This is a genomic window from Halopiger aswanensis (assembly GCF_003610195.1).
GTDB classification, from domain to species: domain Archaea; phylum Halobacteriota; class Halobacteria; order Halobacteriales; family Natrialbaceae; genus Halopiger; species Halopiger aswanensis.
The window spans coordinates 235549-255131 of record NZ_RAPO01000002.1 but is presented as its reverse complement, the minus strand read 5'-3'; the positions used below and the strand labels follow the sequence as shown (position 1 = coordinate 255131).

General features: G+C 65.5%; 21 protein-coding genes. 13 read left to right on the top strand and 8 right to left on the bottom strand.

Annotated features, from left to right (window positions below; all coding sequences use genetic code 11):
* Window positions 1-23: 23 nt before the first annotated feature.
* Window positions 24-488 (bottom strand): NYN domain-containing protein, encoded by a 465-nt coding sequence (locus tag ATJ93_RS08395; RefSeq protein ID WP_120244223.1) that lies wholly within the window; start codon window positions 486-488, stop codon window positions 24-26.
* A gap of 304 nt (window positions 489-792) precedes the next feature.
* Here ATJ93_RS08395 and ATJ93_RS08390 point away from each other — a divergent pair, with 304 nt between their 5' ends.
* The 4 genes from ATJ93_RS08390 (at window position 793) to ATJ93_RS08375 (ending at window position 5715) form a co-directional block, all read left to right on the top strand.
* Window positions 793-2853, top strand: a complete 2061-nt coding sequence (locus ATJ93_RS08390) for a S8 family peptidase (protein WP_120244222.1) — start codon at window positions 793-795, stop codon at window positions 2851-2853.
* A gap of 134 nt (window positions 2854-2987) precedes the next feature.
* Window positions 2988-4112: a glycine cleavage system aminomethyltransferase GcvT gene (gene gcvT / locus ATJ93_RS08385; RefSeq protein WP_120244221.1), complete on the top strand. Its 1125-nt coding sequence runs from the start codon at window positions 2988-2990 to the stop codon at window positions 4110-4112.
* A gap of 15 nt (window positions 4113-4127) precedes the next feature.
* Window positions 4128-4511, top strand: a complete 384-nt coding sequence (gene gcvH, locus ATJ93_RS08380; RefSeq protein ID WP_120244220.1) for a glycine cleavage system protein GcvH — start codon at window positions 4128-4130, stop codon at window positions 4509-4511.
* A gap of 127 nt (window positions 4512-4638) precedes the next feature.
* Window positions 4639-5715 (top strand): GIDE domain-containing protein, encoded by a 1077-nt coding sequence (locus tag ATJ93_RS08375; RefSeq protein ID WP_120244219.1) that lies wholly within the window; start codon window positions 4639-4641, stop codon window positions 5713-5715.
* Window positions 5716-5780: 65 nt separating this feature from the next.
* Here ATJ93_RS08375 and ATJ93_RS23600 read toward each other — a convergent pair whose 3' ends face one another.
* The 3 genes from ATJ93_RS23600 to ATJ93_RS08365 form a co-directional block, all read right to left on the bottom strand.
* Window positions 5781-5936 (bottom strand): hypothetical protein, encoded by a 156-nt coding sequence (locus ATJ93_RS23600; RefSeq protein WP_170155544.1) that lies wholly within the window; start codon window positions 5934-5936, stop codon window positions 5781-5783.
* Between the two features lie 61 nt (window positions 5937-5997).
* On the bottom strand, window positions 5998-6708 hold the full coding sequence (locus ATJ93_RS08370) for a helix-turn-helix domain-containing protein (protein ID WP_120244218.1): 711 nt from the start codon (window positions 6706-6708) through the stop codon (window positions 5998-6000).
* 132 nt (window positions 6709-6840) lie between these two features.
* The gene (locus ATJ93_RS08365; protein ID WP_120244217.1) at window positions 6841-7590 is read right to left on the bottom strand and encodes a competence/damage-inducible protein A; all 750 of its coding nucleotides are present in this window, start codon (window positions 7588-7590) and stop codon (window positions 6841-6843) included.
* Window positions 7591-7855: 265 nt separating this feature from the next.
* On the opposite strand from ATJ93_RS08365, the gene ATJ93_RS08360 reads away from it, so the two are divergent.
* Genes ATJ93_RS08360 through ATJ93_RS08345 form a run of 4 tightly spaced genes read left to right on the top strand, consistent with a single transcriptional unit; the run spans window position 7856 to window position 11937 of the window.
* A complete protein-coding gene (locus tag ATJ93_RS08360; protein WP_120244216.1) occupies window positions 7856-9028 on the top strand; it encodes an ABC transporter substrate-binding protein in 1173 nt (390 codons plus the stop codon).
* Between the two features lie 23 nt (window positions 9029-9051).
* Window positions 9052-10191 carry an ABC transporter ATP-binding protein gene (locus ATJ93_RS08355; RefSeq protein WP_120244215.1) on the top strand — a complete coding sequence of 380 codons (1140 nt, stop codon included), beginning with the start codon at window positions 9052-9054 and terminating at the stop codon, window positions 10189-10191.
* A gap of 2 nt (window positions 10192-10193) precedes the next feature.
* Window positions 10194-11135, top strand: coding sequence for an ABC transporter permease (locus ATJ93_RS08350; protein WP_120244214.1), 942 nt, complete (start codon window positions 10194-10196; stop codon window positions 11133-11135).
* Entirely contained in the window at window positions 11128-11937 is an 810-nt protein-coding gene (locus ATJ93_RS08345) for an ABC transporter permease (protein ID WP_120244213.1), read from the top strand. Before ATJ93_RS08350 ends, ATJ93_RS08345 begins: the two co-directional genes overlap by 8 nt.
* Before the next feature lie 99 nt (window positions 11938-12036).
* On the opposite strand, the gene ATJ93_RS08340 is transcribed toward ATJ93_RS08345, so the two are convergent.
* Entirely contained in the window at window positions 12037-12450 is a 414-nt protein-coding gene (locus ATJ93_RS08340; protein ID WP_120244212.1) for an EamA family transporter, read from the bottom strand.
* Window positions 12451-12583: 133 nt separating this feature from the next.
* Complete coding sequence (locus ATJ93_RS08335) at window positions 12584-14518, bottom strand: beta-CASP ribonuclease aCPSF1 (RefSeq protein WP_120244211.1); 1935 nt, start codon at window positions 14516-14518, stop codon at window positions 12584-12586.
* Window positions 14519-14898: 380 nt separating this feature from the next.
* Here ATJ93_RS08335 and ATJ93_RS08330 point away from each other — a divergent pair, with 380 nt between their 5' ends.
* Entirely contained in the window at window positions 14899-15384 is a 486-nt protein-coding gene (locus tag ATJ93_RS08330) for a hypothetical protein (RefSeq protein ID WP_120244210.1), read from the top strand.
* A 36-nt stretch (window positions 15385-15420) separates the two neighbouring features.
* Here the strand turns inward: ATJ93_RS08330 and ATJ93_RS08325 are convergent, their stop codons facing one another.
* On the bottom strand, window positions 15421-16017 hold the full coding sequence (locus ATJ93_RS08325; protein ID WP_120244209.1) for a hypothetical protein: 597 nt from the start codon (window positions 16015-16017) through the stop codon (window positions 15421-15423).
* A 125-nt stretch (window positions 16018-16142) separates the two neighbouring features.
* On the opposite strand from ATJ93_RS08325, the gene nucS reads away from it, so the two are divergent.
* Window positions 16143-16898, top strand: a complete 756-nt coding sequence (gene nucS / locus ATJ93_RS08320) for an endonuclease NucS (protein ID WP_120244208.1) — start codon at window positions 16143-16145, stop codon at window positions 16896-16898.
* A 267-nt stretch (window positions 16899-17165) separates the two neighbouring features.
* On the opposite strand, the gene ATJ93_RS08315 is transcribed toward nucS, so the two are convergent.
* Window positions 17166-17627: a YbhB/YbcL family Raf kinase inhibitor-like protein gene (locus tag ATJ93_RS08315; protein ID WP_120244207.1), complete on the bottom strand. Its 462-nt coding sequence runs from the start codon at window positions 17625-17627 to the stop codon at window positions 17166-17168.
* A 285-nt stretch (window positions 17628-17912) separates the two neighbouring features.
* Here ATJ93_RS08315 and ATJ93_RS08310 point away from each other — a divergent pair, with 285 nt between their 5' ends.
* The 3 genes from ATJ93_RS08310 to ATJ93_RS08300 all read left to right on the top strand — a co-directional run bounded on the left by ATJ93_RS08310 (window position 17913) and on the right by ATJ93_RS08300 (window position 19556).
* On the top strand, window positions 17913-18650 hold the full coding sequence (locus tag ATJ93_RS08310) for a sporulation protein (RefSeq protein ID WP_120244206.1): 738 nt from the start codon (window positions 17913-17915) through the stop codon (window positions 18648-18650).
* A gap of 124 nt (window positions 18651-18774) precedes the next feature.
* Window positions 18775-19296, top strand: a complete 522-nt coding sequence (locus ATJ93_RS08305; RefSeq protein ID WP_120244205.1) for a GNAT family N-acetyltransferase — start codon at window positions 18775-18777, stop codon at window positions 19294-19296.
* A 68-nt stretch (window positions 19297-19364) separates the two neighbouring features.
* The gene (locus ATJ93_RS08300; protein WP_120244204.1) at window positions 19365-19556 is read left to right on the top strand and encodes a hypothetical protein; all 192 of its coding nucleotides are present in this window, start codon (window positions 19365-19367) and stop codon (window positions 19554-19556) included.
* Window positions 19557-19583: the final 27 nt, after the last annotated feature.

Here is a 19583-nt window from a genome sequence, read left to right as displayed (position 1 = left end):
CGCGAGCCCCGACCCCGAGGCTATCACTCGTCGATCGTGATCGCCTCGTCGGCCGCGTTCTGTAGCGCGTCCGATCGCCCGTACGAGCCCGGCGCGATCGCGATCGTTTCGATGCCGACGGTCCCCGCGTGCTCGAGGACGGGTTTGAAGTCCGTGTCTCGGGAGGCGATCGCGAGGCGGTCGATCGTGCCGGCGCTGCCCAGCGCGGTCGCGTCGACGGCGAGTTTGACGTCGACGTCGCCGCTGGTGACGATCACTTCGAAGCCCCGCGCCTCGGCGGCCTGAATGAGTCCGGGGGTCGCGTGTTCGTCGAGGTAGAGGCGGATGACGCCGACGCGGCCGAGGTCGCGGGCGGCGTCCCGAAGGTCGTTCAGGTCGACGTCGAACTCGTCGCGGAAGACGTTCGGCCCGTCGACGAACAGCCCGACGGTCGGTTCCGACGATCCGTCGGGGGCGAGACCGAGACGGGCGCGAACGCTGTCGAACATGCCACCCACTTCCTGCGCGCGCGAGATAGGTGTGACGAAACACGACGACGTGGCGGGGTCGCGTCGGCGCGCATCGCGCTATTTGCTTCCGGTTCGCTCGACTCGAGCACCCCGTCGAGTGGCGGAAACTATCGCCGCGTTTCTTTCCCGATCGGCGGGGTATCTAACCGGGCGAATTCAATTGTTCTCTCTTTATATGCGCATCCCATTCCCTTCTGACATAAATTCCGGCTTAGAATGTTAAATAAATAGTTTCAAGTTCGATAAAGTTTTACTAATTTCAGGTTTTGATGACTGTCGTTCCATGCAACCGAACGATCCGCGGGACGGGACCGACTCCGACCGCGAATACAATCGCCGAACGATCCTCACCGGTGCCGGGTCGCTCTCGATCGGCGGCCTGCTCGCCTCGAGCGGCGTCGTCAGCGCCGACGACGAGAACGGCCGCGAACCCGGACCGAAAGAGGACGAACTCATCGTCGGCATCTCGCCGTCGGCGTCGGACATCGAGCGGGAAGCGCTCGCAGCGGTGCCCGGCGACGCGAGGGTCGAACACACGAACGAGGTCATCAACTACGCAGTCGTTTCCTTCCCGTCGGAGGCGCCGGATTTCGCCCGCGAGACGTTCATCGAAGCGATCACGGCCAACGAGTACGTCGAGTACGCGGAACCGAACGCGACGATGGAGTCGTTCGTCACGCCGAACGACCCCTACTACGGCTCCCAGCACGCGCCCAGCCAGATCGGCTGCAGCGAGGCCTGGGAGACGACCTACGGCGACGGGGACGTCACGATCTCCATCGTCGACCAAGGGATCCAGTACGACCACCCGGCGCTGGCGGACAACATGGACGACAGCGTTCCGAACCACGGGAACGTGTTCACCGGCTACGGCAGCGATCCGTACCCGGTCGCCGGCGACGAGCAACACGGCACTCACGTCGGCGGCATCGCCGCCGGCGGGACGGACGACGGGACCGGCCACGCGGGGATCAGCAACTGTTCGCTGCTGTCGGCTCGCGCCCTCGACCGGAGCGGACAGGGGGCGCTCTCCGATATCGCCGACGCGATCCAGTGGTCGGTCGACGCCGGCGCGGACATCATCAACCTCTCGCTGGGTGCGACCAGCGGCTACTACACGCTCCGGTCGGCCTGCGACTACGCGGCCAACAACGGCGTCCTGCTCGTCGGTGCGACCGGCAACTCGGGCGCCAACAGCGTCGCCTACCCGGCGGCCTACGACGACGTGATGGCCGTCACCGCGGTCACCAGCAACGACTCGCTGGCGTCGTTCTCGAACACCGGCTCTCGAGTGGACATCACCGCCCCCGGGACGCGGGTCCTCTCGGCCGTTCCCTGGAACAGCTACGGGCGCATGTCGGGCACCTCGATGGCCGCACCGGTGGTCTCCGGCGTCGCCGGCCTCGTGCTGTCGGCCTACCCCGATCTCTCGGGTAGCGAACTCCGCCAGCATCTGAAAGACACCGCCGTCGACGTCGGGCTCTCGTCGTACGCACAGGGTGCCGGCAGAGTCAACGCTGCCGCCGCGGTCAACACCGTCCCGGACGGTTACGACGGCGAGCAGGGTACCGGCGACGAGCCTCAGGAGGACGAGCAGAACGACGATACCGACGACTCCGACGACTCCGACGGCGACGAGAGCGAGGGGCACCTCCTCGCGTTCGTCACCGAACCCGACGCCTCCCTCGCGGAGTACGAGTTCACCGCCGACGGCCCCGTCGAGATCACCGACGCGCCCTACGACTCCCCATCGGGCCGGAGCATCGGCGGCAACGGCAACGACACGATCACCGAGTCCGACGGAACCTACCGAGTCAGCGGCCTCACCGGCGGCGGCTACGGCGACGCCTTCCGCGTCGACGGCGCCGTCACCTCGATCGATATCGACCAGCCCGACGTGATGTGGGTCGAACTCGAGGGCGAGGAGAAGTCGGTCGAGGAGGTTATCAGGGAGACGGGCGGCGGACCTGACGAGGACGAGAACGAAGACGACGGTGAAACGGACGAACCGACCTGCGGCGACGAAACCATCACCGCCAGCGCCGACGGCACCCTCGACGGCAGCGGCTGGTGGGGCGAGAGCGACCGGTACACGTACTCGCTGCACACCGAGAACCCCTGCTCGGCGACGCTCGAGCTCGAGGTGCCCGACAAGGCCTCGTTCAACCTCTACGTAACTCTCGACGGCCGCCGCCCCTCGCGGTGGGATTACGACGAGAGTACGTCCGGCGACGGTGAGCCGATCACGGTCTCGCTCGAAGGCGACGAGCAGTTCGGGCTGCAGGTGCACGCCGTCTCGGGTAACAGCGACTACACGCTGTCGATCGAAGAACTCGGTCTGTAGACGGTTCGGTACGCGACACCCGGCCCCAATTTGTTCCTTTTTTGACCCGCTCGAGCGGTACGGGGGTCCATTGTGGCGTCGACCGAATCGCGCTGACAAAAAGACATTACTACCAGCGGAGTGTCCACCCGACTATGCCGCTTCAGACGCCGCCGTTACGTGGGATCCACGACGAGCGCGGAGCGAAGTTTACGGAGTTTGGCGGCTGGGACATGCCGGTCGAGTTCGACTCGATCCGAACGGAACACGCGGCCGTCCGCGAGGATGTCGGCATCTTCGACGTCTCGCACATGGGCCAGATTCACGTCACCGGCCCGGACGCGACGGAACTGATGCAGCGGCTCACGACCAACGACGTGAGCCGCCTCAGCGTCGGCGACGCCCAGTACGCCGCGATCACCGACGAGGACGGCACCATCATCGACGATACGGTGATCTACCGGCTGCCGGACGAGGGCGGGGAGGCGACGTACCTCTTCATCCCGAACGCCGGCACCGACGAGTCGACCCACGAACGCTGGATCAGCTACCGTAACGAATGGGACCTCGAGGCGACCGTCGACAACCGAACGGACGAGTACGCGATGTTCGCCGTGCAGGGGCCGAACGCGGCTACCCTGGTGGACGACGTCGTCGATACCGCCGACACAGCTGACGCCATCGACGGCTCGGTGACGGACCTCTCGCGGTTCGAGGCGACGGAGTCGACGATCGACGGCGTCGAGTGCTGGACCGCCCGCACGGGCTACACCGGCGAGGACGGCTTCGAACTGCTCGTCCCGTGGACCGAGGCCGAGCGCATCTGGTCGGCCTTCGACTGTCAGCCCTGCGGGCTCGGCGCGCGAGACACGCTCCGTATCGAGGCCGGCCTCCTACTCGCCGGCCAGGATTTCAACCCCGAAGACAACCCGCGGACGCCCTACGAGGCCGGCATCGGCTTCACGGTCGACCTCGAGACGGAGTTCGTCGGCCGCGACGCCCTCGCCGAGATCGAGGCGGAGGGCGTCGAGGAGCAACTCGTCGGCTTCCAGTTGATCGACCGCGGCGTTCCACGGCACGGCTACGACATCACGAATCCGGAGAGTCGGGTCATCGGCACGGTCACCAGCGGCACGATGAGTCCGACCTTAGAGCAGGCGATCGGCCTCGGCTACGTCCCGGTCGAGTACGCTGACCCGGGCACGACGCTGCAGGTCGTCGTCCGCGGCCAGTCGAAAAAGGCACGAGTCGAGCAGACGCCATTTATCGACACGCAGTAACACAGCACACAACACATGAGCTTCGACGTTCCCGACGATCGACGGTATCTGGAATCGCACGAGTGGGCACTCGAGACTGACGGCGTCGTCCGCGTCGGTATCTCCGACTTCGCGCAGGACGAACTCGGCGACGTGGTCTTCGTCGAACTCCCCGACGAGGGCGACGAGGTCGAACAGGAGGCGGAGTTCGGCGTCATCGAATCGATCAAAGCCGTCTCCGACCTCTACGCGCCCGTCAGCGGCGAGGTCGTCTCGGTCCACGAGGACCTGTTCGACGCGCCCGAACTCGTCAACGAGGATCCCTTCGGCGAGGGCTGGATGCTCGAGATCGAGCCGGACGATACGGCCGAACTCGAGGAACTGCTCTCGGCCGACGAGTACGAGGACCAGATCGCCTGATCGCGGCGCCGTTCGATACCGCTGCTTCTCAGTTCGACAGCGCTCGTCCGAGACGGCGTAGCGACTGCCGCGCGTTCTCTCCTGCCGAAACTGTTAGGTAGAGAACAGGAGAAGGTGGCATGCTTCCATGTCGACCGCCTCGCTGACGCCGCTCCCTGCTGCGACGATCACCGGCATCGACGTGCTCGTCTTGCTCTTGCTCCTCCATCTCTGGCTGCTCGTCGTCGGACTGGCCGTCTGGAACGACGAGGCCCAGACGGGTGTCGCGTGGGTCGATCAGCGGATCCACATGAGCAACCGGCTCTACGGCGCGTTGATGTTCCTCGCGGTGGTGGTCGTCTGGCTCCCCTTCACGCTGGGCGGCTACCCGTTCGGAGCGAACAACCCCTTCGGACGGTCGCGAACCGTGCTCATCCCCGTCGCGGCCGGCGGATTGCTGGTCGGCAGCGGCTTCTACTTCCTCGGCGGGGTCATCACTAACGTCCGCTCGTATCTCGCGTTCCGGCTAACCGACCCGGTCGACGCCGAGACAGTCGACTCGAGCCGCGTCCGGATAACGGGTGAGATCGTACCGGCAGACGACCCGCTCGAGGCGCCGCTCTCGGGTAGTGACGCGGTCTGTTACCAGCTGTCCCAGACTCAGGTCGCGTTCGAGGACTCGCTCGAGACCGACGCGGGTGCCGGCGCAGCGACGACGGGGCTGCTCTCGTCGCTGGTCGACGGGACCGAACGCGTCGCGGACCGCCGCCGGCCGTTCTGGCTCCGGGACGACACTGGCCGCGTGCTCGTCGATCCGGGCGGGGCCGAACTGCGCCTCGAGCGGACCGCGTCTCAACCCGTAGCCACCGATGAACGGCCACCGGAGCCGATCGCGACGCGGCTCCGCGAGGCGGTCGACGACGGTGACGAGCGACGCGATCAGGATCGAGTGTACCACGAGGCGGTGCTCGAGCCGGGGGCAACCGTCTCCGTGCTCGGTGTCGCGGTCGCACCCGAGGACCGAGCGGTGGCAGGCGAGAGCGGCGACAACAGCAACGTGCCGCTGATAACTGCCGGTGAGTCCTCGAGCGAGTTCATCATCTCCCCTGTCCGTGCGGACGGGATCGATCGCCACTATCTCGTGACCCTCTTCGGCTGTGCGCTCGCGGCACTCGCTTCGATCGGCAGCGGGTTCGGACTCCTCTGGCTGCTTGCAGGATACTAACCGTCGCCTCGAAACGCAACGTCGGCTCCGCGTCCTTCGACTCGAGAACAACCAACTACCGACGGCTACCGATTGAATACGATCAGTGCAGCCCCAGCGACAACTGCCGTTGCGGCCGCCCATGCGAGCCAGACGGCGGGCTCGTCGATCGCGGCCGTCGCTGCGAGCGTGCCGAGATCGCCGACGAGCAGTACGACTGTCCTGCGTTCTGTGCGATCCATAGTGGTCGAGGGAGTGGCGAGGGCGCAACGAACCGGCCCGGTCGCCGTCCGTCGCTCGCAATTACTCGAGCGAGACGAGCCGATCGAGCAGGTCGTCGAGCGGCGCGTTCGATACTGCCAGCGAGTAGCCGTCGATCCGGGCGAGATCGGCCGCGTGGGGCCACAGATCCTCCTCGTCGAGGCCGTGGAGGACGACCGCGTTGGGCGTCGGATTGACGACCCGTAGGGCGACCAGCGGCGATTCGCCGCGAGTGACGCCCGTAAACACCAGGACGCGGTTCGTACTCTGGCCGTACAGTCGGAAGAATTCCTCGCTCGAGAGGCGGGTGATCGCCTCGATGCTGTCGATGACCGTGTGGCCGCTGACGCGGTCGGTGTCGCCGGTTGCGATTTCAGTGGCGTCGATATCGTCGTAGAGCGTCGCGAGGGGAATCGAGGTCGCGTACTCGCGCAGGTCGAGGACGACGTCGCTGTCGAACCCGGCCGAGAGGACGCGGCCGTACTGGCGAATGCGGTCGCCGCCGCGCCGTTCGTCGATCGCGAGCAGTCCCTCGACGAGCCGTCCGACGACGCCGATACCCGGACTCTCCCGGCGGCCGCTCTCGTAGTCCGAAATGACCGACGAGGAGACCCCCAACTCTTCGGCGAGGTCTGTCTGCGAGACGTCGAAATCGGTTCGCCACTTGCGCAACGTGGCGCCGGGATCGTCGCTCAGCGTGATCTCCCCGGCTATCTTCTCCGCGAGTTCGCGTTTCGGCCCACGTCCGCCCATACACGTCGGTTGGACGGTCGACCCAAGTAGCTACCGAATATCCGATCCCGCTCTCGAGCCGCGCTGGAAGTGCCTCTCGATCGCCCCTCTCGTCGTGCTCGCGACCGAATTCACTGTCGGACGGCGAGCGGACTAGTCCGACTCCGACGGCGGCGCCGTCGTCTCGACGCGCTCGCGCAGCCACTCGATCGCCGCGTCGACCGTCGACTCGTCGGTCCCCGTAACGCGGATCCGGCCCGGCCGCGACTCGCCGCGCGGGTAGCTACCGACGGTTACGTCGAACTCGTCGCCGGCGCGCTCGAGGACGCCGTGGAGCGATCCCTCCGGCGCCGGCGTGTAGATCGTTCGCGCGGTCGCGTCGCCGCGGAACTCGGCTTCGACCTCGCGGAACATCGCCTGCATCTCCTCGGGGATGCCCGCGAAGACGTAGACGTTCTCGACGACACACCCCGGCGCCCACGCCTCGTCGACGACGATCGGCGTCGCGCCTTCAGGGAGGGAGGCGGCGGCCTCGAGATCCAACTCGAGGTCGTACTCTTCGACCATTTCGGGGTTTTCCTCGCGGAACGCGGCCGCCTTCTCGCGGAGATCGTCGTAAATCCGCTCGTGGACGACGAGGTCCCGAGCTAGCCCCTCGGCGACGGCTTCGACGGTGATATCGTCGGGCGTGCCGCCGATGCCGCCGGTGACGATGACGGCGTCGAACTCGTCGCGCCACCGGCCGACGTAGTCGGCGATTTCGGCGCGGTCGTCGGGGATCGTCAGGATTCGGCCGACGGTGCTGCCGCGCTCGGTGAGGCGCCCGGCCAGCCAGGCGGCGTTCGTGTTCGTCGTCGTTCCTGCGAGCAGTTCGTCGCCGACCGAGACGATCGCGACGTTCATGGCCGCGGTTGGGTCTCGAGGCAGTTAGCCGCTCCGCCGGCGGCAGCCTCGTCGGTTGCTGTGGCGCTCGGTCACTACCGTCGTAACGATCCCGGAAACGAAATCGGCGAGCGCGGAGGAGGGAGAGACTTTTAGCGGTCCGGATAGCGGTTCAGAGACGATAGTTCGATCAAATCGGCTCGTACGCTGTCTTACATGTATAACTAGGTGGATTTCAGGACTTCACAACGATTTTATGTAGGCATCAGAGTAAACCGGGGTACCAATGGCTGCCGACCCAGCACGGGTTGCAGAAACCAGCGGCTGCGAGTCGAATCACGAGTCTTCAACTGATGTCGAAACGGGTACTAAATCGTCATCTCGCTCTCTCTCACGTCGCCGCGCACTGTCCGGCGTTGCCGCCGGATCGATGACCGCGCTCGCCGGCTGCGCGAAAATCTTCGGTAGCGACACGACGAGTTCGGACGACGTGCTCGACGTCTGCGTCTGGAGCGGCAACTACTACGATCGGTTCGAGGAATCGGTCGTGCCGCTGTACGAGGACGAGTACGGCGTCGACGTCCAACTACACGGCGGCTGGAACGACATTCTCGTCGACATCCGCCAGTCGAGCGGCGAACCGCCGTACGACGTGACCGTCGCGGACGGCTACTTCTACCACGTCGGTCGGCAGGAAGGGCTCTTCGAGCCGATCCGCGAGGACAACGTGTCGAACCTGGACGCGGCGATCGACCACTACACCGAGATCCGAACGACGGAGTACGGCGTCCCGGTCGACGGCGCGCCCTGCAACATCATCTACCGCGAGGACATGGACTTCGAGCCCGAAACGTGGGCCGATCTCGGCGCCGATCCCGTCGATAACAGCACGGGTATCGGGATCGACACCGGCTTCTGGTGGTTCCCCGTCCACGCCGCCGCGGTCGGCATGGACGACCGCGAGCTCGCAGGCGAACTCTACGAGGAGTCGCTCCACGATGCGGTCTTCGACGAACTCCGGAGCTGGAACATCAACAGCTGGGCCAGTTCGGGCCAGGACATCTGGCAGGCGTTCGACGACGGCACCATCGACGTCGCCCAGTGGTACTTCGAGCAGACGGCCTACGACATCGACGACCACGACGGGATCACCCACACGCTCCCCGAGGAGACGACCGGCTACCTGAACAACTGGTGCGTCGTCGACGGGACCGAACGCCGCGATCAGGCCGAGGAGTTCCTCGACTTCCTGCTCGCCGCCGAGACGCAGACGACGTGGTCCGAGTCCAGCCCCGCCCTCTTCTGTAACGCGGAGATGGAGTACGCCAACGACCTGGGCGAGCAACTGCCGACGACGAGCGAGGAAGCCCAGCAAATCGCCTTCCCCGACTGGGGCTACCTCGAGGACTACTACGAGACGTTCGACGAGGAGTACAGCGCGATTCGGACGGACAACTAGTTCACTACACGCTACTATCGACAATGGCTACAATCGAACTCAACAGCCTCGAGAAGCGCTACGGCGACACGCTCGCGGTCGAGGACGTCTCGGCGACCATCGAGGACGGCGAACTGCTCTGTCTGCTCGGGCCGAGCGGCAGCGGCAAGTCGACGACGCTGCGGATGATCGCCGGCCTCGAGACACCGACCGACGGCGGGATCCGGATCGGCGACGAGGACGTGACCGACCAGCCCGCCTACGACCGAAACACCGCAACGGTGTTCCAGGACTGGGCGCTGTTCCCCCACAAGACGGTGCTGGAGAACGTCGCGTTCGGGCTGAAGATGCACGACGTGCCGAAGGACGAACGTCGCGAGCGAGCCCGAGCGATGCTCGAGCGCGTCGAGATGGGCGACTACGGCGATCAGGACCCGACGAATCTGAGCGGCGGGCAGAAACAGCGCGTCGCGCTCGCGCGCTCGCTGGCCGTCGAACCCGACGTTCTGCTGCTCGACGAGCCGCTATCGAACCTCGACAAGCGGCTCAGCGAGGACATGCAGATCGAACTCCGGGAGATCCACGAGGACGTCGAGACGACGTTCGTCCACGTCACCCACGACCAGGACGAGGCGTTCACGCTGGCCGACCGGATCGGCATCATGGCCGACGGCGAACTCGTCCAGATCGGCGATCCTCACGACGTCTACGAGAACCCCAAAAACCGGTTCGTCGAGGGGTTCCTCGGCGACACCAACTTCGTCTCGGGCGAGGTCACGGACTCGACCGCCGACGGCGTCCGCATCGCGACGGAACTCGAGGAGACGCTCGAGATTTCGACCGGCGACGAGACGCTTTCCGGCGGGGAGCGCGTAACGCTGTCGCTGCGTCCCGAAGTGCTCTCGATCGAGGCGGCCGCTGATGCGACACCGGTCGCGAACGAGGCACAGCCGATCGCCGACGGCGGGTCGCAAACTGCAACCGTCGGGACGGTCGAGAACGTCATCTACCGCGGCTCGACGGTCCGTTACGCGGTCGACGTCGACGGCAGTTCGCTGTTCGTCGAGCGCAGCGTCGCCGACGCGGGGTCGTTCGACGCCGGCGACGAGATCCGCATCGGGTGGGACGAAACCGACGTGCTCGCGTTCCGCGAGGACGGGCGCCGCATCGAACACCGCGGATAACGATGTCGGGAACCCACACATCCACGGCCGCGGATGCCGGTACCGGTAGCGGCGTCCTCGAGCGACTCCGCGCGCCGCTGGCTGCGGCTCCGAGTTCCCGCCGAGCGCTGCTGTTGATGGCGCCGCTGCTCGTTTTCGAGGCGCTGATCTTCGTCGTCCCGTTCCTCATGCTGTTGCGGATCAGCTTCGCCGAGGGGGCGACGGCCGCGGCCTACCAGCCCGGCACCTGGTCGCTCGAGGCGTACACGAGCGTGCTCGGGAGCGGCCTCGCGTGGGACGTCATCCAGTATTCGTTCGCGATCGGCGCCGCGGTGACGGTCATCACGATCGCGCTCGGCCTGTGTTACGCGTACGCGATTTGGCGAGCCAACGGTGTCGTCCAGTCGATTCTACTGTTTTCCGTCGTGCTCCCGCTGTTGACCACGCTGGTCGTCAAGACGTACGCGTTCCGACCGCTGTTGACGCCCGAAGGGACGCTCAACGACGTGCTGATGGGACTGCACGTGATCTCGGAACCCGTTTCGATCGTCCCCGGAACGGCCGGCGCGATCATCGGCCAGGTCTACATCGTGCTGCCCTACGCCGTGCTGGCAATCTACAGCGTCATGGCGACGATGGATTGGCAACTGGTCGAGGCCGCCCGCGACCTCGGTGCCAGCCGACCACGGTCCGTTCTCGAGGTCGTCGTCCCCCGCGCCATGCCCGGGATCATCGTCGCGACGGTGATTTCTTTCGCCTGGAGCGTCGGCGCCTACGCCGCGCCGTTCCTGCTGGCCGGCGGCGACATCTCCTTCGCCGTCCGCGTGGAGAAACAACTGCTCCAGAACTTCCAGTGGCCCGAGGCGACGGCGCTCTCGGTCATCATGATCGTTCTGATGCTCGTGAGCATCGCCGCGATCGTCGGCGTGCTCAGCCGCTTCGGAGGTGAGTTCGACTATGCGTAACGCCCGCGAGCGACTCGGTACCGCCGCGTTCCGACTCGGCTACGCGGCCATCGTGGCGTTCCTGCTGCTCCCGCTGCTCGTGGTCGTCGTGACGTCGTTCTCGGCCTCGAGCCAGCTGGTCTTCCCGCCGGAGAGCTACTCGATGGCGTCGTACCTCGCGTTCTTCGAAAACGACGCGTGGCTCGAGGCGTTCGACAACAGCCTGATCGTGGGCCTCGGCACGACGGTCGTCGCGACGAGCCTCGGCGTGACGGCGGCGTTCGGGCAGGAACTCGACGACGGCGCGGCCGGCCGCGTGCTGGTCCCGCTCGTGCTCCTGCCGCTGCTGATCCCGCCGGTCATCTTCGGGGTCACGCTGCTGGTCTACTTCAACGAACTCGGGCTGCAGGACACCTACCTGAGCCTCATCCTCGCGCACACGCTGTGGGCGACGCCGCTCGTGTACTTCGTCATGCGATCGGTGTTCAGCCGCTTCGACTGGCAGCAGTTGGACGCGGCTCGAGACCTCGGCGCCGGGCCGGTTCGATCGTTCGTCCACGTCGTCCTGCCGAACGTCAAGCACGGCATCTTCGTCGGCGCACTGCTGGCCTTCATCATCAGCTTACAGGAGTTCGTGATGGCGCTGTTCCTCTCTGGCGACAGCACGGCGACCATCCCGGTCGTCGCCTGGAACACGCTGCGGGACTCGCTGGACCCGATGGTCAGCGTCGTCTCGACGTTCCTGATCCTCATCTCGCTGATCGCACTGCTGGTCGCCGTCATCGCGACGAACCTGCAGTGGGTCGCGAAGCAACTGTCCTGACGGCGATCTTCGGCGCTGTTTTTCGGGTTCTTTCGTCGCTCGTCGATTCATCACTCGGAGAACACCGTCGCGACGATGCGAACCGCCGAGCGACCGAAATCAGGAGGCGATGAGAACGACAGCGACGACCGCGAGCGCGAACCCGACGACGTTCGCGGTGCTCAGTGCCGTTTCGAAGTAGACGACGCCGACGACGACGGGGACGACGAAGTAGAGGCCGGCGATGGCCGAGACGACCGCCATACTCCCCCGCGTCAGCGCCGCGTAGAACGCGAGGGTCCCGGCCGCGAGAAACACGCCCGACCCCAACGCGAACGCGATGTCGGTACTCGTTCCGGCGATCGGACGTCGCGACAGGACCGCGTATCCGCCGACGAGTCCGATACTCGCCACGTACGACAGCAGGACCGCGTTCACGGCCGACAGCGACCGCGTCGCGACGTCCGCCGCGACCGCCCAGCCGCCGAACAACAGTAAGGTCGCAAGTGCCAACGCTATCGCTACACTCGCCATACGCCCACCCTCTCTGCGGCCCTTTCAAGAAATCGTCGGTCTCCAGTTCAGTCCGCCGCCGGGCACGTCGCAGTCCGCTGCCCGATCGGCCGCGCGGCCGTCTCGAGCGCTGCCAAGCGCTCGTGAGGGCTTTTTACAGGAAGCGGAAGGTCTCGAGGTTCTTCGGCGCGAAGGTACGCATGTCGTAGTTGTGGTAGAGGGCGGAAGAGAGGTCCTGCGTCGAGCGCTCGTCGCCGTGGACACAGAGCACCTTCTCGGGTCGGGGGTTCATCGTCTTGACGAAATTCTCGAGGCCGGCGCGGTCGGCGTGGCCGGAGAAGCCGTCGACGGTCTCGACGTTGAGGTTCAGCGAGAGGGTGCCGCGGCCGTTGTCGCCGCCCATGGCGCCGACTTCGCTGGTCGGGATCTCGTCCCAGCCGTTCTGAATGCGTCGCCCGAGGGTTCCCTGGGCCTGGTAACCGACGAAGGTCAGCGTCGAGTCCGGATCGGGACCGATGTGGGAGAGCCAGGACATGATCGGACCGCCGGTGACCATACCGGAGGTCGAGAGGATGATGCAGGGTTCGCCGTCGGCGACGTCCTGTCGCTCCTCCTCGCCGCCGTCGATGTGGTTGAACTCGTCGGCGAGGAAGGGGTTCTCGTCATCGTGGAAGATCCGGTCGCGCAGATCGTCACGCAGGTACTCGGGGTAGGTCGTGTGGATCGCCGTCGCCTCCCAGATCATGCCGTCTAAGTGGACCGGCATCGAGGGGATGTCGCCGTTGCGCATCGCCTCCTCTAAGACGAGCATGATCTCCTGGGAGCGACCGACGGCGAACGCCGGGATGAGGACCTTCCCGCCGCGGTCGTAGGTCTCGTTGATGACCTCCTTGAGCTTCTTCTCGGAGTCTTCCTGATCGGTCTGGTAGTCGTTGCGCCCACCGTAGGTGGACTCGAGGACGAGCGTTTCGACCCGCGGGAAGTCGTTGACCGCGCCGTTGAACAGGCGGGTGTCCTCGTAGTGGATGTCGCCGGAGAAACAGACGTTGTAGAGGCCGTCGCCGATGTGGAAGTGCGAGACGGCCGAGCCCAGAATGTGACCGGCGTTGTGCAGCGTCAGCTTGACGTCCGGCGCGATGTCGGTGACGTCGCCGTACTCGAGCGGGATAGTGTGTTTGATGGCCTCGCGGACCTGCTCGGAGTCGTACGGCGGCGTGCGACCTTCCTTGGCGGCGACGTCGAGGTAGTCGAGCGTCAGCAGCCCCATCAGATCCCGCGTGGGCTCGGTACAGTAGATCGGGCCGTCGTAGCCGTACTTGAACAGCAGCGGGATAAAGGCGGAGTGGTCGAGGTGGGCGTGCGTGAGCACGACCGCGTCGATGGTTTCGGGGCCCGCGCCGAACGCCTCGGGCGCGTGGAGGTACGGCACCTCGCCCTCGGCGCCGGGTTTGTCACCGCAGTCGATGAGGATGCGCGTCTCGGGCGTCGAGAGGATGAAGGAAGCCCGACCGACTTCGCGACAGCAGCCCAGCGTGGAGATGCGGACGTACTCGTCGTCGGACATCTCCTCGCGGTGGATCTGGCGGCCAACCTTCTCGAGAATGTCGCGGCGATCGTCGCGCTCCTGCTTGAGGAAGCTGCGGACGTTCGAGACCGTCGAGGACTCGATGGGCGGCGTGCGGACGACTTCGGGCGTCCAGCCGACGTTCTTCGTTATCTCGCGGAGCGTCGAGCCGTGGCGGCCGATGACCATGCCCGGCTTTTCGGCCTCGATGACGACCTCGCCGGTGTCGGCGTGGAAATCGAGATCCGTGACGCCGGCCTCCTCGGGGATCACGTTCATGATCTCCTCGCGAGCCTCCTCGGGTTGGGAGAGGACGCTCGGGTCCGGGCGAACGGTGATCCGCTTGCGCAGTTTGCTCGCGAGCTGCCGAATGAGGTCACCCTGCTGGGCGAACTTCTTCGGATCGCGCGTGTAGACCACCAGTTCGGGGCCTTCGTATTTCACCGAGGAGACCGAGATATCGCTCGGTAACTCGCTCGTGATCTCTGCTTGCAAATCGTCGAGTTGCTGCTCTACAGTGCTCATATGTCGCCGAATTGGCTTGCGTGAACTCGTCGCCCGGGAGCGATCGCGCCCGGCCGGCTTCGAGAACCGAGGGAAACGGGAACCGAGAACGGAACCGGAAACGAAACTCGAGACCGCAACCGAACGGAAGGTGTCGAGACGTGGCGGCTCTCGATCGGTATCTGTGCCGATCGTCCAGCCGAACTGCGTCCCGCGCAGGACGCCGTCGGCCGTCTCCGTTTCCGTATCATGTCATCCCGTGCCGTGACGAACACGCTCCCAGGGCGGTTATCCTGGTCCGTGCGGGAAGATTCCAGGGAGAACCCGCTTACTCGAGGCTATTCTTTGCGTGGTATAAAAGCCTTCGCAAACGATAGGGCGGTCGACCACGGACGGCCCGTATGCGTCTGACACCGGACCGCGTCGCCGCCGAACGGGAGTGGGTTCGCGACCGCGCCGACCGCGTCGTGCCGATCATCAACGACGTCCGAGACGACCTCGGCGAGATTTTCGAGACGGACGTCGATCGCGTCACCGAGGACCAGTACCGGGCTGAGGTCGACGCCGTCTTCGCCGACGGCGATCTTGCCGTCAACGTCGCTGCGATGGTCTCGATCCTGCGAGATCTCGACGTCGAGGGGGACTACCCGGGCTTCGTCGTGGACGAACTCCTCGGTCGCGAACTAGCCGCGACCATCGCCGGGCCCCAACCGCTGCGGACGCTCGGCGAGGCGACCTTCCACTACGCGGATCTCCAGGTTCACGGTCACGAGGACGAGAACGCCGGCGTCGACGACCTCGAGGCGGCGCTCGCAGCGGGGTTTCAGGAGCGACTGCCGGGCTGGAACTGGACCGAACGGGAGAGTCCGTTCAGCGTCGAGCGGTAACGACCGCGAGAATCGACGGACGAGAAGGACCGCGAGTTATTCGGTGGACTCGTTGCCCGACTCCGACGTGTTGTCGGCGTCCGACGTGTCGTCGGTGGAGTCGTCGTCGGAGTCGTTCGTTTCGTCCGTCTGCTGGTCCTGCTGGTCCTGCTGTTGTTGCTGTTGTTCCGCGATCATCCGCTGTTGCTGGGCCCGTTGCTGTTCCTGTTGGACGAAGGCGTCGTACTGGTCGCCGGGATAGATACCCTGAATATCGCCGTTGCGGAGAGCATCCATGATCGCGCTGTCGTCGCCGGAGACCTGAAGGAGACCGAACTCGGCTGCGGAGTCCTCGACCGAAATCCCGCGGTCGCTTGCGGCGTCTTCGAAGGCGGCGGTGGCGTCTTCGTTTAGCGCCTGTTGTTCGTCGAGCGCCTCCGTGCGGTTGAGTTCGCCGCTCTGGAGCTGTTGGTTGAGACTCTCCAATTCCTCCTGCGGCGGTGAGACGGCGACGGTGACCGCACCGCCTGCCTCGCCGTTGGTCCCGTCGTCCGATTGGGTCAGCGATTCGAGCTGTGAACAGCCGGCGAGGGCCGCCGTCGTTCCGGTGCCGGTGAGCGCGAGAAAGCGACGGCGCGAGGGCAGATTCGACATCGTGTTTTTGGAACGCGGGCGGGACGGGGAATAAGCCTTGTTATCCGGACAAGTGTGCTCGAGTCGGGCGCCGCCGTCGGGCGTCGTCGCGCCACTTTTATCCGCGCCCCCGTTAGCTGGATCCGGTGAGCGAATTCCCGGACGGTGACGGTACCCGCGTCGAAACGCTCGAGCGACCCGCCCTCGCGGCGGCGCGCGAAGCGATCGCCGACGGCATCGCACGCGGCGCCCTCGTGACGGTCTTCGGCCGCTGTACCGTCGATTACGAGGGTCGCGCCTCGAGTCGGCTCGAGGCGGGCGATCGACACGTCATGCTCAAACCCGACGGCGCGGCGCTGGTCCACACCGACGAGGGCCAGCAGCCGGTCAACTGGCAGCCGCCTGGCTGCGAGCACGACGTGTACCGCGACGAGGCGGACGACCGGCTCGTCATAGAGAGCGTGCGCTCGACGCCCGACGAGCGCCTGCGGGTCAGCTTCGGGACCGTCCTGCAGGTGTCGGCGTTCTCCGGCACCGACGAGAACGACCTCGCGCTCGTCGGCACCGAGGAAGACCTCCGCGAGCGCATCCTGACGGAACCGGACCTGCTCGAGCCCGGCTTCACGCCGCTGGCGACCGAGCGCGAGACGCCCGCGGGCGCCGTGGACATCTACGGCAAGGACTCGGCGGAGCGGACGGTCGTCGTCGAACTAAAGCGACGCCGCGTCGGACCGGACGCGGTGAGCCAGCTTCGCCGGTACGTCGACGCCCTCGAGCGCGATCTGCACGCCGACGCGACCGTTCGCGGAATTCTGGTCGCGCCGTCGGTGACGGATCGGGCCGACCGACTGCTGGTCGAACACGGCCTCGAGTTCGTCTCGCTCGAGCCGCCGGCGGAGTGACTCCGCTCAATCGACGTCGAACCGCCGACCAATCCATCGTGCGGTGGCGCGCGCTGACGGCTGGCCGAGCGACAGCGAGGACAGCCGATCCCATTGTGCGAGGGATGAACGAGTACAACGAGCGAATCGGTTGGGGAGGACGTGGCAGCTCCCCGTTGCCACGATACGGCACGGGATCTTTCGTTTCAGTCCCCCTCGAGTTCAGGATTCAACCGCTCTGTTTCCCGCCTAAAACGAAGCAATCCGACGCCTCGAGCCGAGGGCTCTTTAGGCCGGATACGTCCCCTCGAGGCGCGCCTCCGTGACGAGGTCGTCCTCGATAGCGGATTCGAGATCGTCGGCGCCGGCGTCCGAATCGAGCGCCGGCGACGACTCGAGGGCGTACAGCTTGAACCGGTAGGTGTGCTCCCGGTCCGGCGGCTTCGGCCCGCCGTAGCCGGTCTCGCCGTAGTCGTTGGTCCCTTCCGCGGCGCCGTCCACGCTGGGATCCCAGTCCTCGGGGATCGTCGTCCGGTCTGGCGAAATATTCCAGACGATCCAGTGATCCCAGACCTTGCCCGCCGGCTCGACCGCGTCGGGGTCGTCGATGACGAGCGCCAGCGACTCGGCGTCGTCCGGCACGTCCTCGATCTCGAGCGGCGGATTGACGTTATCCGCGTCGTAACCGTAGCGGTCTGGAATCCGTTCGCCGTCGTCGAATTCGGGGCTCGTGAGCGTGAGATCTGCCATGCGTATCCCTCCGTGCGGTGATTTGGTGCGTTGACGGCGACTCGTCGGATCCGATACATCGGCCGTTCACCGACCGAAATCGTCGTACGCGACTGTTCGACGGCGATACAAAATAACCTTACAGTGACTACAGCGGTCCCGGTCGGCGGCCGTCCGCTCGTCGCGGACTCGGTTCCGGGCGATGAGCGATGAGAGTCGACCTCGTCGGCACGTCGCGTCTGCCGGTTCAATTCGGATCAATATTACTAAATTTATAATCTATCTCATAAATGTACGACTGGAGCCATGAAGAAGGTCCTCGCGAGCATCGGTATCGGTAACGCGACCGTAGATACAGTCCTCCCGTCCGAGACCGTCCGGCCGGGCGAAACGATCGATGCGGACGTCCACATCGCCGGCGGGAACGCGCAACAGGAGATCGGGACGATCCGCTTCGAACTCGAGACGCGGTACCTGACCGACGACGGGTACCGGGAGGTCGACATCGACCGGTTCACGCTGACGGACGGACTCACGATCGAACCCGACCAGGAGGAGACCCGATCGGTATCGATCGATATTCCCTACGAGACACCGGTCACGGTCGGCGGCATCGACGTCTGGGTCGAAACCGAACTCGACATCGACCTCGCCGTCGATCCCGAAGACAAGGACTATCTCGAGGTTCGGCCGACGCCGCGCCTGCAGACCGTCTTCGACGCGATGGACGACCTCGGGTTTTCGCTGCGAACGGCGGAGTGCGAGGCCGATCCGTACGGCCGGTACGCCGTCGGCCGACGGTTCATTCAGGAGTTCGAGTTCGACGCGATCGACGGGCGGTTCCGCGGCGACCTCGACGAAGTCGAACTCGTCGCCCAGCCCGGCCCCGACGAACTCGAGTTGTTCGTCGAAATCGACCGCCGGGGCGGCCTCCTCAGCGAGATGGCCGACATGGACGAACGCAAAACACGCACGACGATCCGCTCGACTAATCGAAAAACGGTCCGCGACGAATTAGCGGCGCTCATCGAGAAGCACGTCTAACGGTCCGCACAGCAGGACGGAACCCGTCGCGGGTCAGTGCCCACCCGGCGCCGCTCGACGCCCTCGTGATGACTGACCGACACTATTTTCGTGCAGCGTCGAGACGTGGAACTCGTCTCCGACGATGACCGACGAGTTATCCGTCCGCCGGTTTCGGCCGGGCGACGGCCCTCGCATCCACGAACTCCACGAAGTCGCCATGCGGGACGTCGGCGCCTACGCCGACGAACCGGCGGACGACGACCTCGAGTCCGTTACCGAGACGTACCTCGAACGCGGCGGCGAGTTCCTCGTCGGAACGGTCGACGATCGGATCGTCGCGATGGGCGCGTTTCGCCCGGTGCCGGACGATCACTACATTCGGCAGTTCCTTGCGGCCCTCCCGGACTCGGCGGTCATCCTGACGCGAATGCGGGTCGAGCCGGCGCGGCAACGGCGGGGCTACGGACAGCGAATCTACGACGAACTCGAAGCGCGCGCTCGAGACCGGGGATATACGACGATCGTCCTCGATACGATGGCGAGGCAGACGGCGGCCCGCGGGCTCTACGAGTCGAACGGCTTCGACGAACGGTGCCGAGAACGGATCGAGGCGTTCGACGAGCCCTTCGACCTACTCGTCTACCGAAAATCGCTGACAAAATAACTGCGAGCGGCCCCTGTGGTTCGTGGTACGAAGATCGATAACCAACACCTACTGAATTAGTTCCAGAGATGAATACACAAAAAGCGATACTCGTCGAGCTTGTCGGAATTACACTAGTGCTGTTTGGAGGGTTCCATTCGGTATCAGACACGTATTTCCTCTCCGAGTGGGACCTTATAGGTAATATGACGACGTGGATGGCAGGAGGCGTCATCATCGGATTCTACGGGGTGGTCGCCGGGCTACGACCGGAGCAGTAGAGCGGAACGGACGCCACTTCGGGACGG

What these genes read in the sequence shown, in the direction of transcription:
- gcvH (WP_120244220.1), top strand. Translation starts at nt 4,128, where the DNA reads ATGAGCTTCGACGTTCCCGACGATCGACGGTATCTGGAATCGCACGAG.
- ATJ93_RS08355 (WP_120244215.1), top strand. Translation starts at nt 9,052, where the DNA reads ATGGCTACAATCGAACTCAACAGCCTCGAGAAGCGCTACGGCGACACG.
- ATJ93_RS08395 (WP_120244223.1), bottom strand. Translation starts at nt 488, where the DNA reads ATGTTCGACAGCGTTCGCGCCCGTCTCGGTCTCGCCCCCGACGGATCG.
- ATJ93_RS08340 (WP_120244212.1), bottom strand. Translation starts at nt 12,450, where the DNA reads ATGGCGAGTGTAGCGATAGCGTTGGCACTTGCGACCTTACTGTTGTTC.
- ATJ93_RS08305 (WP_120244205.1), top strand. Translation starts at nt 18,775, where the DNA reads ATGACCGACGAGTTATCCGTCCGCCGGTTTCGGCCGGGCGACGGCCCT.
- ATJ93_RS08300 (WP_120244204.1), top strand. Translation starts at nt 19,365, where the DNA reads ATGAATACACAAAAAGCGATACTCGTCGAGCTTGTCGGAATTACACTA.
- ATJ93_RS08330 (WP_120244210.1), top strand. Translation starts at nt 14,899, where the DNA reads ATGCGTCTGACACCGGACCGCGTCGCCGCCGAACGGGAGTGGGTTCGC.
- gcvT (WP_120244221.1), top strand. Translation starts at nt 2,988, where the DNA reads ATGCCGCTTCAGACGCCGCCGTTACGTGGGATCCACGACGAGCGCGGA.
- ATJ93_RS08325 (WP_120244209.1), bottom strand. Translation starts at nt 16,017, where the DNA reads ATGTCGAATCTGCCCTCGCGCCGTCGCTTTCTCGCGCTCACCGGCACC.
- ATJ93_RS23600 (WP_170155544.1), bottom strand. Translation starts at nt 5,936, where the DNA reads ATGGATCGCACAGAACGCAGGACAGTCGTACTGCTCGTCGGCGATCTC.
- ATJ93_RS08315 (WP_120244207.1), bottom strand. Translation starts at nt 17,627, where the DNA reads ATGGCAGATCTCACGCTCACGAGCCCCGAATTCGACGACGGCGAACGG.
- ATJ93_RS08310 (WP_120244206.1), top strand. Translation starts at nt 17,913, where the DNA reads ATGAAGAAGGTCCTCGCGAGCATCGGTATCGGTAACGCGACCGTAGAT.
- ATJ93_RS08370 (WP_120244218.1), bottom strand. Translation starts at nt 6,708, where the DNA reads ATGGGCGGACGTGGGCCGAAACGCGAACTCGCGGAGAAGATAGCCGGG.
- ATJ93_RS08375 (WP_120244219.1), top strand. Translation starts at nt 4,639, where the DNA reads ATGTCGACCGCCTCGCTGACGCCGCTCCCTGCTGCGACGATCACCGGC.
- ATJ93_RS08360 (WP_120244216.1), top strand. Translation starts at nt 7,856, where the DNA reads ATGGCTGCCGACCCAGCACGGGTTGCAGAAACCAGCGGCTGCGAGTCG.
- ATJ93_RS08335 (WP_120244211.1), bottom strand. Translation starts at nt 14,518, where the DNA reads ATGAGCACTGTAGAGCAGCAACTCGACGATTTGCAAGCAGAGATCACG.
- ATJ93_RS08350 (WP_120244214.1), top strand. Translation starts at nt 10,194, where the DNA reads ATGTCGGGAACCCACACATCCACGGCCGCGGATGCCGGTACCGGTAGC.
- ATJ93_RS08365 (WP_120244217.1), bottom strand. Translation starts at nt 7,590, where the DNA reads ATGAACGTCGCGATCGTCTCGGTCGGCGACGAACTGCTCGCAGGAACG.
- ATJ93_RS08345 (WP_120244213.1), top strand. Translation starts at nt 11,128, where the DNA reads ATGCGTAACGCCCGCGAGCGACTCGGTACCGCCGCGTTCCGACTCGGC.
- ATJ93_RS08390 (WP_120244222.1), top strand. Translation starts at nt 793, where the DNA reads ATGCAACCGAACGATCCGCGGGACGGGACCGACTCCGACCGCGAATAC.